This window comes from Salinicola sp. JS01, assembly GCF_030284585.1.
Lineage (GTDB): Bacteria > Pseudomonadota > Gammaproteobacteria > Pseudomonadales > Halomonadaceae > Salinicola.
Map to the genome: position 1 here is coordinate 81,086 of NZ_CP127244.1, position 12,593 is coordinate 93,678.

Below are 12,593 nucleotides of genomic sequence, written 5' to 3' on the forward strand. Positions count from 1 at the left end.
CTACCTCCCGTTCCGGTCATCGCGCCGACGCCGCGCGCATGCGGCGTCCGCTGCGCTGGCTGTGGCTGTCGCTGCTGGTCATCGTGCTTGATCTGGGCATCAAGGCGCTGGCCACGGCGCACCTCGACTACGGCCGGCCACTCGAGGTGCTGCCGGTGTTCAACCTGACGCTGCTGCACAACACCGGCGCCGCCTTCAGCTTTCTCGCCGAGCACGCCGGCTGGCAGCGCTGGCTGTTCGCGCTGATCGCGATCGGTGCCAGCGTCGGGCTGACGCTGTGGCTTTACCGGCTCAAGCGTGACGAGACGCTCACCGCGATCTCGCTGGCGCTGGTGATCGGCGGTGCCATCGGCAACCTCTACGACCGCCTGGTCCACGGCTACGTGGTCGACTATCTGTCGTTCCACTGGGGCGGCTACTATTTTCCGGCTTTCAATCTGGCCGACAGCGCCATCACCCTCGGCGCCATCGGCCTGATCCTGCAGTCGCTGTTCGAGTCCCGGCGCGGGGCCAGAGCGAGCGCGGCGGGGACCGACGAGGAGAACACCCGATGACACGCGATGATCAGCCGGCCGATGGCCGTTACCGGGTCGGCGAGGGCATGGAAGTGACCCTGCACTTCACGGTGAAGCTCGAGGATGGCCAGGTGGTCGACTCCACCCGTGACAAGCAGCCGGCGACCTTCCAGGTCGGCGACGGCAACCTGCCGCCGGGCTTCGAGGCGCCGATGAGCGGGCTGGCGGCGGGCGAGCGCGGCAGCTATACGGTCTCGCCGGAGCACGCCTTCGGCCAGCACAACCCGCAGAACGTCCAGCGTCTGGCCCGCGACAGCTTCGAGGAGGCGGTCGAGCCAGGCATGGTGATGTCCTTCGCCGATCCCGCCGGCGGCGAGCTGCCGGGCGTGATCGCCAGCGTCGACGAGCGCCATGTCGAGGTGGACTTCAATCATCCGCTGGCGGGGCGTACCCTGACCTTCGACGTCGAGATTCTCGACGTGCGTCCGGCCACCACCCATTGAGGCAGCCCGGCACGCCCGCCCGCGGGCGGCCGGCGTCAGCCCCGAGTCAGCGCTCCGGCGCGAGGTTTCCATGACACAGGATCAGCCCACTACCCAGCCATCGGCGCGCCCCCCGCTGCAGATCAAGCTGGCCAATCCCCGCGGGTTCTGCGCCGGGGTCGACCGCGCCATCGACATCGTCAATCGCGCGCTCGACGTGTTCGGACCGCCGATCTACGTGCGCCATGAGGTGGTTCACAACCGCTTCGTGGTCGACAGCCTGCGCGAGCGCGGGGCGGTGTTCGTCGAGGAGCTGCATGAGGTGCCCGACGACGTGATCGTGATCTTCTCCGCCCACGGGGTATCACAGGCGGTGCAGCAGGAAGCCGAGCAGCGCGGGCTCAAGGTGTTCGATGCCACCTGCCCGCTGGTGACCAAGGTGCACATGGAAGTGCTGCGCTACGCCAAGCGCGGTCAGGAGTGCATTCTGATCGGCCACGCCGGTCACCCCGAGGTCGAGGGCACCATGGGGCGCTATGACACCCGCTACGGCGGCGCCATCTATCTGGTCGAGGACGAGCAGGACGTGCGCGAGCTGCCGGTGCGCGACCCCTCGCGGCTGGCCTTCGTCACCCAGACCACGCTGTCGATGGACGATACCGCCAAGGTGATCGATGCCCTGCGCGAGCGCTTTCCCGAGATCCAGGGGCCGCGCAAGGATGACATCTGCTACGCCACCCAGAACCGCCAGGACGCGGTGCGCGAACTGGCCCAGGGCAGTGAACTGGTGCTGGTGGTGGGCAGCGTCAACAGCTCCAACTCCAATCGCCTGCGCGAGCTGGCCGAGCGCATGGGTACCCCGGCGCATCTGATCGACGACGCCAGCCAGATCGATGCCGCCTGGCTCGAGGGCGTGGCCAGTATCGGCATCACCGCCGGTGCCAGCGCCCCCGAGGTGCTGGTGAAAGGCGTGATCGAACGCCTCACCGAGCTGGGTGCCGCACCGCCCGAGGAGCTCGACGGGCGCGCCGAGACCATCACTTTCTCCATGCCGCGCGAGCTGCGCGAGCAGGTCATCGTCAGCGAAGCGTGATCCCACCCTAAACTCTCTCTCTTTCTGGCCGATACAAGGTAAACAAATGTAACCACCGGCGGTGCCGGTGGTCGTTACCCTTTCGGCCGTCGCTTGTCCGACGGCTCTCCGCGGAGCCGGGTGTGCCCCAGTGTCCTCACGGCTTGCGCCAACAGCGCGGCCTCTCGCTCATCGAAGTCCTCGTCGCCATGCTGGTCTTCAGCATCGGCCTGCTGGGGACCGCGCAGCTGTTGGCACAGCAGCAGCGGCTGGGGCAGGCGTCCAGCCACCGCGCCATGGCGACGATCATGGCGGAGGACCTGCTCGAACGTGCCAAACTCGACCCGGGCCGAAACCAGCGCTTCGCCGGAAGCTACGAGCCGGGCAACGCCGGCGCTACTCCTCAGCAGAACGCGGTGCCCGCCGGCCTCCAGTCCTGGATGTCGGCCTGGATGCCGCGCGCCGCGCTGCCCGATCCGCGGGTGTGTGTCAGCGCGCCCACGGCGGGTGCCGCCGGCGACGTCGCCGTCACCCTGGTGTGGTACTCGCGCATCGCACTGACCGCGCCGTCACAGCTGCCGGCGTGCGTCAGCGCCCGGGGGAGCGCCAACCATCAGCGCTGGGTGACACTCGTGGCCTGGGTGGGGGCATGATGCGCTGGTCGGGCGGTGGATGCGACCCGCGCCGGGCCGGCGTCCCCCGTCGGCAGGCCGGGGCGACGCTGATCGAGCTGATGATCGCGATGGCGATCGGTCTGGTGATGATCCTGGCGCTGACGCGGGTCTATCTCGCCAGCGCCGAAAGTGCCGCTGATGCCACCGCGCAGGCGCGCCTGATGGACAAGGCGCGCCTGCTCCAGGAGCGCTTCGACAGTGAGTTCCGTCGTGCCGACTTCTGGGGCCGCGTGCCCGCCGACGCCGAGCGCCGGGGTACGCTCACCCTGGGCGGCGACTGTGATGGCGACTTCGCCTTCGGGCGCAGCGCCCAGGCGGCCTCCGATCGGCCCCTGGGGGTATGGGCGTCGACCACGCAGCCCAAGGCGTGCTCGCTGCAGAGTCCGCTGGCCAATCAGACTTATGTGGTCATCCGCTACGCCGCCGAGCCGTGTGCGGCCGCTGGCTGCGGTGGTCCGGCGCTGAAGAGCTTCTACCCCTTCGCGAGCTTCTTCGATGGCACCCCGCCCGCTGAGCCTGCGCGTGCCGATACCCATGATCTGTGGCGCTATGGCGGCAGCCTCTACTACCTCAGTCGGCAAAATGGAGACACCGCGCTGCGGCGGCTGCGACTCTCTGGCTCACGCTTACTTAACCAGGAGGTGCTGGAGGGGGTCGAGGCGCTGGCCTACCGCTGGTACGTGGCCAACGCCGGCGGTGGCGGCGGCAGTTGGCAGAGCAGCGCCAATCTGAGCGCGGCGATGGCGCCACGCATCCAGGCGGCACAGATCGAAGCGGTGGTCTCGGTGGCGACTCGCGCGACCTATCAGGATCCGCGTCAGTACGCGTTGAGTGACGGTACGCAGGTCGCGCCGGTAGGCGGCCGGCTCTATCGGGAACTCGCCTTCGTGGTACCGCTGGAGATGCATCGGCCGGGAGGCGGCAATGGTTGAGTGTCGCGGGCCCCATGCCCAGCGCGGCGTGGCGCTGCTCATGAGTCTGATCTTCTTGCTGCTGCTGGCGATCGTGGCCGCGGCGCTGGCCGAAACCCTGGCGACCCAGAACCGTCTCGGCGTGGCGCATCAGCAGGCGCGCACGTTGTTCCAGTCGCTACACGGCGTGCTCGACGCGGCCAGCTACGAGCAGGCAGCGCTACGCGCGCAGGTGCAGCAGGCCCAGCCGGGCACGCCGCAGGCGTGGCAACCCAGCAGCCCGGTTCTACCCACGGGAAGTCAGCTCGGGGTCGAACTCCTGCGTGCCGCCCATACCTGCCTGGTACCCGGCTACTCCAGCGGTAGCTGCTTGCCGCTGGAGCTCGACGCCAGCGGCAACCGTGGCGCCTCCGCGGTCAATGCCCGTCAGGTGCTGGGGCTGCGGATCGAGACGGTGGATGTGACATCGGGAGGGGATGGCCGTGCTGGTATCTTCTGAGCGTACCACCTGCAGTGGACCCGGTGCGGCGGTGCTGGCGCGGCTGGTCCTGGGCTGGGTCATGCTGGTCACGCTATGCCTGGCGCTGCCGGCAGGGGCCGACGATACCGATATCTATCGCAGTCTCTACGATATCGAGTCGCGCGGGGCCAAGCCGCAGGTGATGATCCTGTTCGATACCTCGGTCAGCATGCGTGACGTGATTGTCGGTGCGACCACCGAGTCCAAGATCGAGATCGCCAAGTCGGTTATCACCAGGCTGGTTGCGGACAATCCCCAGGTCGATTTCGGGCTGACGATATTCAATGGCAACTATTACTACCAACCCAACGGTGGCCGCATCATTTCTGCCCTGCCGGGCATGCGGGGAGTTCGGCAACGCGACAACGACAGCGGCACGCGACGTCAAGCCCTACTCGACATGGTGGAAAAACTTAAACCTGTCACCACCACGCCGCTGTGCGAGACCTACTACGAGGTGTTTCGCTATCTCAGTGGCGAAAGACCTTGGAACGGGACGATGGATCGCACCAACGGTGATACCAATCCCGCGTACAGCCGGGACTCGGTCTCGGATGGGAGCTACGTTTCGCCGCTGCGGCCGTGTGAGCCACTCTATCTGGTTTACATGACCGACGGCGAGCCTTACCTCGATACCGATGCCAACGCTAGGATTCAGGCGCTGCTGAGCGCGCAGGCCAGTGGCTTGTCATGTCGCCGCTACCCCGCCGCGCAGTCATGGGGCGGTGAAATCAACTGCCTGCCGGAGCTGGCTTACTACATGCAGCAGTTGGAAACCTTCACCCAGGGCGATACACCGCGGGGGCCGGTGACCACCTATACCATCGGCTTCAATACCGATCAGCGATTGCTGGTCGATAGCGCCAGCCCGCTCAACCTGGCGCCGGGCAAGACCTGCCCCACGCCGCGTCAAGATACTTACTATCATGGCAAAAACGCTTGCGTGGGCTATTTCACCGCCACCAACGCGGACCAGCTCTACGCTGCCTTCCAGGGCGCCATCGACGATGTGCTCTCGCGCAGTACCACCTTTTCGGCACCGGCGGTCTCCGCTGCCTTCACCAACAACACCCAGAGCCTGGACCGGCTCTACCTGCCACGCTTTCTGCCCCACAACACGCCGCGCTGGAGCGGCAACGTCAAGCGGCTCCGCTTCGCTTCGCAGCAGCACTGGGAGGACGTGCGCGGCAATCAGGCGTTCGATGCCCAGACCGGCGATATTCTCAAGAGCGCTTACACCTGGTGGTCTGGCAGTGATGGCCTCGACCTCGATGCGCCGGACGGCAACACGGTCGAGGCCGGCGGTGTGGGAGCGCTGCTGCGTCAGGCCGTGGGGCGTTCGCTCGCCGAGGACACGGGCAACGACGGGCGCCAGGTCCTTACCCAGGCGCAGGGGGCGCTGCGTCCGCTGGCGCTGTCGTCTCAATCCAGTTGGTTGGACGATCCCGCCAATTGGGGGCTGCCTGCGCAGACTTCGAAAACCGAGATCGCCCGGCTGATCGCCTGGGCGCGTGGGGTAGACGTGGACGACGAGAATGGCGATGGGGTGCGCAACCAGGCGCGACCATGGATTCTCGGCGACATCCTGCACAGCGACCCCATTGCGCTGAACTACGGGCGCCTCGACGACGCCGACCGTGGTGACACCCGGGAGAAGCTCTATCTCGCCTTCGGCACCAACGCCGGCTTTCTGCATTTCGTCGACGGTGACAGCGGCCAGGAGCAGTGGGCCTTCATGCCACGGGCGCTGGCACCGCTACAGCCAACGCTGCGTGACAATCAGGAGGCGGCGGATGACGAACCGCGCCACCCCTATGGCGTGGATGGGCCGGCCGCCTTCGTGCGCATCGATGCCGATCGTGACGGGCGTATCACTCCCAACGGCGATGACCGCATGCTGCTGGCCTTCGGGCTGCGCCGCGGCGGGCGCGACTACTACGCGCTCGATGTCACCGACCCGGCGAAGCCGGCGCTGGCCTGGCAACTGAGCGCCAGCGACGCCTTCGCCGAACTCGGTCAGAGCTGGGCGGCGCCGACCCCGGCGCGGGTGCCAGGCCATGCCAATCCGGTATTCGTGATCAGCGGTGGCTACGACCCCGGGCGTGACGACCCCGAGCGCGATGCCACTCAGGCGGATGGCCAGGGGCGCGCGCTGTATATCGTCGACGCCCTGACCGGCGAGCTCGTCTACCGCGCCGACCCCAGCACGCCCAAGCATTTCGTTGACGGCGAGACGTTTCGCCAGGCGCTGCCCGCCGCGCCGCGGGTGGTCGACAGCGATAACGACGGCGTCGCCGACCGTATCTATCTGGCTGACGTGGGCGGCAATCTGTGGCGACTCGACCTCGCCGGTGGCGACCCCGGCGACTGGCGGGTGCGCAAGATCGCGGCACTCGGTGGCACGGGTCAGGACAATCGGCGTTTCTTCACCAGCGTGGATTTTGTCGGAATCGACGTCGACGGTCGCCGCCAGGAACTGCTGCTGCTGGGCAGCGGTGACCGCGCCAATCCCAAGGCGGGCGGGGAGGGCAGCCAGGCGCCGGCGGTGCATGATGCCTTCTTCGCCGTGCGTGATCCGGTCAGCGTGGCGGCGGCGGAGGGGGGCAAGATCGAGCCGGTCAGCCTCGATCGGTTGACCGATATCAGCGACCAGCGCTTCTGCGATCCCCAGGCCGACAGCGCCGAGGCGGGCAATGATGGCGCGGACACGGCGGCGCGGGCCTGCCTGCCGGCCTGGCAGTCGGGGTCGGGTTGGGTGCTCTATCTCGACCGCGGCTACAGCCTGCCGCTGACCGGGGCCAAGGTGCTCTCGCCGAGTGTCACCCTCGATGGTGGCGTCTACTTCTCCGCCTACGTGCCCGACAAGCCCGACTCGATCTGTGTACCCGTGGTGGGGCGCAGCTATCTGTTCGGTATCGACCTGCTCACCGGTCTGGGTATCGGTGGCGCCAGTGGAGACGACGCTGAGCTGAAGAAGGGCGCGCGTGCGGTCGCGGCGGGCGAATATCTGCTGGGGCGGCCGGCGGTACTGGTGCGTGGCGACGAACTCTACCTGCAGGGGATCGGTGCCGCCTCTCTGGAAGGATTGATCAAGGCGGGTGCCGAAGCGGCCGGCGGGGGTATGCAACTGCCTTACCGCGTGCGCCGCACCTACTGGTATGAACCGGTTCCATGATCCCGCCGGCGTTGGTCCCGAATCGCCTTCGATCGCGACGGCGCTCTCTTTTTCCTGACAGTCCGCGAACGGAGCCTTCATGACTCAGCGCCAGCGTGGTTTCACCCTGATCGAGCTGATGATCGTGGTGGCGATCGTCGGCATTCTCGCCGCGATCGCCATTCCCAGCTATCAGCAGTATGTCGAGCGCTCCCGGCGCAGCGACGGCCAGGCGCTGCTGCAGAGCGCGATGGCGCGCCAGGAGAGCTACTACGGCCAGTTTCTGCAATACGCCCCCGATGTGGCGACCCTCACCGGGGGCGGCACCCTGGGCAACAGCGACTATCAGCTGGCGGTCTGCGGCAGTCAGGCGGGTTGCTCCGGCGGGGGCTCGGGCCAGACGCCGCCGGCGGGCCAGTATGTGCGCATGACCGCGACGCCCCAGGCTGGCAGTCCGCAGCAGGGCGATGGCGTGCTGTGGATCGATTCTCAGGGCAATACCGGGCGGCGGCTGAATGGCACCGAGCAGGGGGCATGGTGATGCGAGTCAGGGGCATGCAGACAATGAAACCGGTCGCGGGGCTGGCGGGGCTCGGGCTCTGTCTACTCGGCCTGCTGTCACCTGCGCTGGCGGATGAGCGCGAGATGGCCAAGTGTGCGGTGCGTCAGGCCGACGGCACCCTGCGCATTCGCTGGATCGAGATCGACGAGGTGCGCGAGGCTCAGCGTGCGCTGCAGCGCTTCCTCGACCAGGAAGCGCCCGGCGAGGGGCGTCAGGTCGAGCGCTGCATCGGCGCGCGGCAGATCTTCTCCAGTGCCCAGGCGCGTGCCGCGGAGCGCAGCACGCCGCGCTGAGCCGTGTCCGGGTGGCCTCAGGGAGGACAGCCGCTGCGATCACCCTGGGTCAGCGTCACCCGGCCGGCATCGTTGAGGGTCAGCTTGTTGCCGTCACTGGCCGTGCAGACCCAGAAGCTGCCGAGTGACGTATTGAAGTGCCACGGCGTGCTGTTGAAAGTCAGTCGACTCCCTTTATTCCAGCTCAGAGTGACGCCAGTCAGCCTATGCTCGCCTGCCAGGCGTCCACCGTTGCCGTCGACCCGATCCCATAGATAGCCCTGACTCCAGTTCTTGCCGCACTGGCCGTTGGCGCCGAGGGCGCAGAGCTGCCACGGCTGGCGCGTGGCCACGGCGAGCTGCTGCAGCGCTTCCAGGCGCTGGTGCAGCGCCTCGGTCTCGCTGGCCAGGCGGCGGCGCTCCAGCCAGCCGCTGGTGGAGACCGCGATACCGGCGAGTATGCCGATGATCACCAGGGTGACCAGCAGCTCGATCAGGGTGAAGCCGCGCTGGCGGCGTCGGGGCGATCGGGACGAGGCGGTGGGCGCACACGGCGGGCGGTGAGCGGTAGGCGGGGCGATGGTGGTATCTCCTCGGGCGAGGTCGGGCACGCGCGACGGCGCGAGTGGTAAACTCAGGCTTTTGTCGGGATATCGACATGCAGCAGGATTTCTTGATCGTGGGGGGAGGCGTCATCGGCATGCTGACGGCGCTGCAGCTGGCCGATGCCGGGCACTCGGTGGCGCTGGTGGAGCGCGGGCGCTGCGGGCGCGAGGCCTCCTGGGCCGGCGGGGGCATCGTCTCGCCGCTTTACCCCTGGCGCTATTCGCGGCCGATCTCGGCGCTGTCGAGCTGGTCCGAGGGGCGCTACCCGGAGCTCGCCGGGCGGCTGCTCGAAGAGACCGGCATCGACCCCGAGTTCCGTCAGAAGGGGCTGCTCTACCTGCGCGTCGAGGATGTCGCCGCCGCCCTCGACTGGGCGCGCGAGGTGGCCAAGCCGCTGTCGCGCATCGATGCCGCGACCCTGTATGCCAAGGAGCCGCAGGCGGCACCCGGATTCGACGGTGCGCTGTGGATGCCGACCCTGGGCAGCATTCGCAACCCGCGCCTGGGCCAGGCGCTACGCGCGCGCCTCGCCGCCAGCCCCGGGGTGACGCTGCACGAGGGGCGTGAGGTGCGCGCGCTGATCCGCCAGGGCACGGCCATCCGCGGGGTCGAGACCGACACCGGCGCGCTGCACGCCGGTCACACCGTGGTCTGCACCGGGGCCTGGTCGAGCGCGCTGCTGGCGTCGGTCGGGGTCACCCTGGCGGTGCGCCCGGTGCGCGGGCAGATGATTCTGTTCAAGGCGCCACCGGGGCTGGTCGAGCGGGTGGTGCTCAAGGATGGCCGCTATGTCATTCCGCGCGCCGATGGCCGCGTGCTGGCCGGCTCGACCCTCGAAGAGGTCGGCTTCGACAAGCAGACCACGGCCGCGGCGTTCGACTCGCTGCACGCCAGCGCCTGCAGCATCGTGCCGGCGCTGGCCGAGTGCGAGGTCGAGCACCACTGGGCCGGGCTGCGCCCCGGCTCGCCCGAGGGCATCCCGACCATCGGTGCGGTGCCGGGGTTCGACGGGCTACATATCAATGCCGGTCACTACCGCAACGGCCTGGTGCTGGCACCCGCCTCGACCCGGCTGCTGGTGGATCAGCTGATCGGCTGTGCGCCGATCGTCGACCCGACCCCTTACCTGCCGCGCTGAGTATGGATTTTGCCCTGGCCGCGGCCATGGGCGAAAATGATCGTGACGTCGCCGAGGCCGCTTTCGGGGCGCCAGCCAACCCTGTCGTAGCTGTCTGGAGAAGAGTGGACCCATGCAAGACCTGACCCTGGTAATGGCACAGCTCGACCCGCTGGTCGGCGATATCGCCGGCAATACCGCAGCGGCGATCGAGGCCGTGCGCGAGGCGAAGCTCGAGCACGACGCCGACGTGGTGGTGTTCAGCGAGCTCTATCTCACCGGCTACCCGCCCGAAGATTTGCTGCTGCGCGAGGCGATGGAGCCGCGCCTGGCCGAGGCGCTGGCGGAGATGGCGCAGAAGATCGCCAAGTTCGCGCCGCAGACCCTTGTGGTGATGGGGTATCCCGGCCTGCGCGACGGCAAGCGCTACAACCTCGCCGGCGTGCTGCTGGGGGGCGAGTGGCTCGGCGAGTACGCCAAGCAGGCGCTGCCCAACTACCAGGTGTTCGACGAGGACCGTTACTTCGAGCCCGGCACCCAGCCGCTGGTGATCGAGCACGCTGGCGCGCGGCTCGGCATCCTGATCTGCGAGGATCTGTGGGACGGTTCCCCGGTCCGGCAGTCGGCGCAGGCCGGCGCCGATATCCTGGTCACGCTCAACGCCTCGCCGTTCCATCTCGACAAGCCCGCCGAGCGCGAGCGGCTGTTCGCCACCCGCGCCCGCGAGGCGGGCCGGCCGGTGGTCTACGTCAACGCCATCGGCGGCCAGGATGAGCTGGTATTCGACGGCGGCTCGCTGGTGCTGGATGCTCGGGGTAAGGTCGCGGTACGCGCGCCGTTCTGGCAGGCCGGGCTGATGCCGGTGCGCTTCGTCGCCGCGGACGCCGGCTGGCACCCCGAGCCGGGCGAGCGCGAGGCGCTGCCGGAGAGCGAGGAGAATCTCTACTGCGCGCTGGTCACCGGGCTGCGCGACTATGTCAACAAGAGTGGTTTCCAGGGCGTGGTGATGGGGCTCTCCGGGGGCATCGACTCGGCGCTGTCGCTGGCGATCGCCGTCGATGCGCTCGGCCCCGAACGGGTCCATGCGGTGATGATGCCGTATCACTACACCGCCGAGATCTCCCGCGCCGACGCCGCCGAACAGGCCCGACTGCTCGGCGTCGGCTACGAGGTGATGCCGATCGCGCCGATGGTCGAGGCGTTCACCGCCACCCTGGCCGAGAGCTTCAGCGGCCTGGGGGCGGATACCACCGAGGAGAACCTGCAGTCGCGGGTGCGCGGTGTGCTGCTGATGGCGATCTCCAACAAGAAGGGGCTGATGGTCCAGACCACCGGCAACAAGAGCGAGATGGCGGTGGGCTACGCCACGCTCTACGGTGACATGGTCGGCGGCTACAACGCGCTCAAGGATGTCTACAAGACCTGGGTCTACCGGCTGGCCAAGTGGCGTAATGCCCAGTCCCCGGCGATCCCCGAGCGGGTGATCACCCGGCCGCCCTCCGCCGAGCTGGCCCCCGACCAGCAGGACAGCGACTCGCTGCCGGGCTATGACGTGCTCGACGCCATTCTCGAACGCTATATCGAAGGCGACATGAGCGCCGAGGCGATCATCGCCGCCGGCTATGATCGCGACGATGTCTACAAGGTGGTCAAGCTGGTCGACCGCAACGAGTACAAGCGGCGCCAGGCGCCGGTGGGCGTGCGGGTGACGCTGCGTGGCTTCGGCCGCGACCGGCGCTATCCGATCGTCAATGGGTGGCAGCCCGGTAACTAGTGACTCGCTAGGCTAATTCGAGGCATAAAAAAACCGCGACTGGGTCGCGGTTTTTTTGGGTTCCGGCTGCTCAGCCGTTGGCGGTGAGCGGCGGGTTCACCTTGACGTGCTTGGGCTCGAAAGTGTTGCCATCGAGCTGGGCGTTGTCGGGATCGTTGGCGATCAGCGTCTTGAGCACGCTCTGGGCGCGACCGCGCATGTCCAGACCCAGATAGCCTTCGACCATCACCGCCAGGGCATCTCGGGTCGCGGTGGACTTGGGGTAGTGCTCGATCACCCAGCGTCCGCGCTCGATCGCGGCGACATAGGCGCCCTTGCGCAGGTAGAAGTCGGCTACCTGCAGCTCGTGGCGCGCCATCACGTTGCGCAGATAGATGATGCGCTGGCGCGCGTCCGGGGCGTAGGCGCTGTCGGGGAAGCGCCGCACCAGCTCGCCGAAGTCGACATAGGCGTCACGCGAGGCGCCCAGGTCGCGCTTGGAGATGTCGATCAGCTCCAGGCCTTCGAGGCTGAAGCGGCCCGCCTGATAGGCGGCCAGCCCACGCATGTAGTAGGCGTAGTCGACCTGCGGATGATCCGGGTGCAGGCGAATGAAGCGGCTGGCGGCGGCACGCGCCTGCTCCCAGTTCTCCACCTTGTAGTAGGCGTAGATCTGCTCCAATTGCGCCTGCTCGGCGTAGCGACCGAAGGGGAAACGGGTATCGAGCGCTTCCAGCTGGGTCACCGCGGTAGAGAAACGGCCGGCATCGAGCGAGCTCTGGGCCTGCTGGTAGAGCTCCTGCTCCTGCAGATCGGGGGCGGGCTCGTTACTGGCGCACCCGGCGAGCAGCGCGCCCGACATCAGCAGGGCGCCCAGTGCGGGAAATCGCGCTGAAAATCGCATCGTCATCCTCGTATCAACCAATCCCTGGCGGCCGTGATAGAATCCGCCGAA

The 12,593-nt window shown here is 67.8% G+C and carries 13 protein-coding genes; 11 read left to right on the top strand and 2 right to left on the bottom strand.

The features are described from left to right. Window positions 1–38 precede the first annotated feature (38 nt). The 9 genes from lspA (at window position 39) to QO259_RS00475 (ending at window position 8,183) form a co-directional block, all read left to right on the top strand. Window positions 39–554 (top strand): signal peptidase II, encoded by a 516-nt coding sequence (gene lspA / locus QO259_RS00435; RefSeq protein WP_285952715.1) that lies wholly within the window; start codon window positions 39–41, stop codon window positions 552–554. Beyond that, window positions 551–1,018: an FKBP-type peptidyl-prolyl cis-trans isomerase gene (gene fkpB / locus QO259_RS00440; RefSeq protein WP_285951375.1), complete on the top strand. Its 468-nt coding sequence runs from the start codon at window positions 551–553 to the stop codon at window positions 1,016–1,018. The genes lspA and fkpB overlap by 4 nt, the downstream gene beginning before the upstream one ends. Before the next feature lie 70 nt (window positions 1,019–1,088). Next, window positions 1,089–2,090, top strand: a complete 1,002-nt coding sequence (gene ispH, locus QO259_RS00445) for a 4-hydroxy-3-methylbut-2-enyl diphosphate reductase (RefSeq protein ID WP_285951376.1) — start codon at window positions 1,089–1,091, stop codon at window positions 2,088–2,090. Between the two features lie 122 nt (window positions 2,091–2,212). Next, a complete protein-coding gene (gene pilV, locus QO259_RS00450) occupies window positions 2,213–2,722 on the top strand; it encodes a type IV pilus modification protein PilV (protein WP_207037190.1) in 510 nt (169 codons plus the stop codon). Further along, the gene (locus tag QO259_RS00455) at window positions 2,719–3,675 is read left to right on the top strand and encodes a PilW family protein (protein ID WP_207037191.1); all 957 of its coding nucleotides are present in this window, start codon (window positions 2,719–2,721) and stop codon (window positions 3,673–3,675) included. The genes pilV and QO259_RS00455 overlap by 4 nt, the downstream gene beginning before the upstream one ends. Continuing rightward, window positions 3,668–4,153, top strand: a complete 486-nt coding sequence (locus tag QO259_RS00460; RefSeq protein WP_207037192.1) for a hypothetical protein — start codon at window positions 3,668–3,670, stop codon at window positions 4,151–4,153. Before QO259_RS00455 ends, QO259_RS00460 begins: the two co-directional genes overlap by 8 nt. Further along, window positions 4,137–7,349: a PilC/PilY family type IV pilus protein gene (locus tag QO259_RS00465; protein ID WP_285951377.1), complete on the top strand. Its 3,213-nt coding sequence runs from the start codon at window positions 4,137–4,139 to the stop codon at window positions 7,347–7,349. The genes QO259_RS00460 and QO259_RS00465 overlap by 17 nt, the downstream gene beginning before the upstream one ends. A gap of 79 nt (window positions 7,350–7,428) precedes the next feature. After that, window positions 7,429–7,869: a type IV pilin protein gene (locus QO259_RS00470; protein WP_285951378.1), complete on the top strand. Its 441-nt coding sequence runs from the start codon at window positions 7,429–7,431 to the stop codon at window positions 7,867–7,869. A gap of 14 nt (window positions 7,870–7,883) precedes the next feature. After that, entirely contained in the window at window positions 7,884–8,183 is a 300-nt protein-coding gene (locus QO259_RS00475; RefSeq protein ID WP_285951379.1) for a hypothetical protein, read from the top strand. Window positions 8,184–8,200: 17 nt separating this feature from the next. Here the strand turns inward: QO259_RS00475 and QO259_RS00480 are convergent, their stop codons facing one another. Continuing rightward, complete coding sequence (locus QO259_RS00480; protein WP_285951380.1) at window positions 8,201–8,773, bottom strand: GspH/FimT family pseudopilin; 573 nt, start codon at window positions 8,771–8,773, stop codon at window positions 8,201–8,203. A gap of 47 nt (window positions 8,774–8,820) precedes the next feature. Between QO259_RS00480 and thiO the strand changes: the two genes are divergently transcribed. Both thiO and QO259_RS00490 read left to right on the top strand, forming a co-directional pair. Further along, the gene (gene thiO, locus QO259_RS00485; protein WP_285951381.1) at window positions 8,821–9,906 is read left to right on the top strand and encodes a glycine oxidase ThiO; all 1,086 of its coding nucleotides are present in this window, start codon (window positions 8,821–8,823) and stop codon (window positions 9,904–9,906) included. A 112-nt stretch (window positions 9,907–10,018) separates the two neighbouring features. Next, window positions 10,019–11,659 (top strand): NAD+ synthase, encoded by a 1,641-nt coding sequence (locus QO259_RS00490; RefSeq protein ID WP_285951382.1) that lies wholly within the window; start codon window positions 10,019–10,021, stop codon window positions 11,657–11,659. Between the two features lie 70 nt (window positions 11,660–11,729). Here QO259_RS00490 and QO259_RS00495 read toward each other — a convergent pair whose 3' ends face one another. Then, the gene (locus QO259_RS00495) at window positions 11,730–12,542 is read right to left on the bottom strand and encodes an outer membrane protein assembly factor BamD (protein WP_035470448.1); all 813 of its coding nucleotides are present in this window, start codon (window positions 12,540–12,542) and stop codon (window positions 11,730–11,732) included. Between the last annotated feature and the right edge of the window lie 51 nt (window positions 12,543–12,593).

What these genes read in the sequence shown, in the direction of transcription:
- lspA (WP_285952715.1), top strand. Translation starts at nt 39, where the DNA reads ATGCGGCGTCCGCTGCGCTGGCTGTGGCTGTCGCTGCTGGTCATCGTG.
- fkpB (WP_285951375.1), top strand. Translation starts at nt 551, where the DNA reads ATGACACGCGATGATCAGCCGGCCGATGGCCGTTACCGGGTCGGCGAG.
- ispH (WP_285951376.1), top strand. Translation starts at nt 1,089, where the DNA reads ATGACACAGGATCAGCCCACTACCCAGCCATCGGCGCGCCCCCCGCTG.
- QO259_RS00455 (WP_207037191.1), top strand. Translation starts at nt 2,719, where the DNA reads ATGATGCGCTGGTCGGGCGGTGGATGCGACCCGCGCCGGGCCGGCGTC.
- QO259_RS00460 (WP_207037192.1), top strand. Translation starts at nt 3,668, where the DNA reads ATGGTTGAGTGTCGCGGGCCCCATGCCCAGCGCGGCGTGGCGCTGCTC.
- QO259_RS00470 (WP_285951378.1), top strand. Translation starts at nt 7,429, where the DNA reads ATGACTCAGCGCCAGCGTGGTTTCACCCTGATCGAGCTGATGATCGTG.
- QO259_RS00475 (WP_285951379.1), top strand. Translation starts at nt 7,884, where the DNA reads ATGCAGACAATGAAACCGGTCGCGGGGCTGGCGGGGCTCGGGCTCTGT.
- thiO (WP_285951381.1), top strand. Translation starts at nt 8,821, where the DNA reads ATGCAGCAGGATTTCTTGATCGTGGGGGGAGGCGTCATCGGCATGCTG.
- QO259_RS00490 (WP_285951382.1), top strand. Translation starts at nt 10,019, where the DNA reads ATGCAAGACCTGACCCTGGTAATGGCACAGCTCGACCCGCTGGTCGGC.
- QO259_RS00495 (WP_035470448.1), bottom strand. Translation starts at nt 12,542, where the DNA reads ATGCGATTTTCAGCGCGATTTCCCGCACTGGGCGCCCTGCTGATGTCG.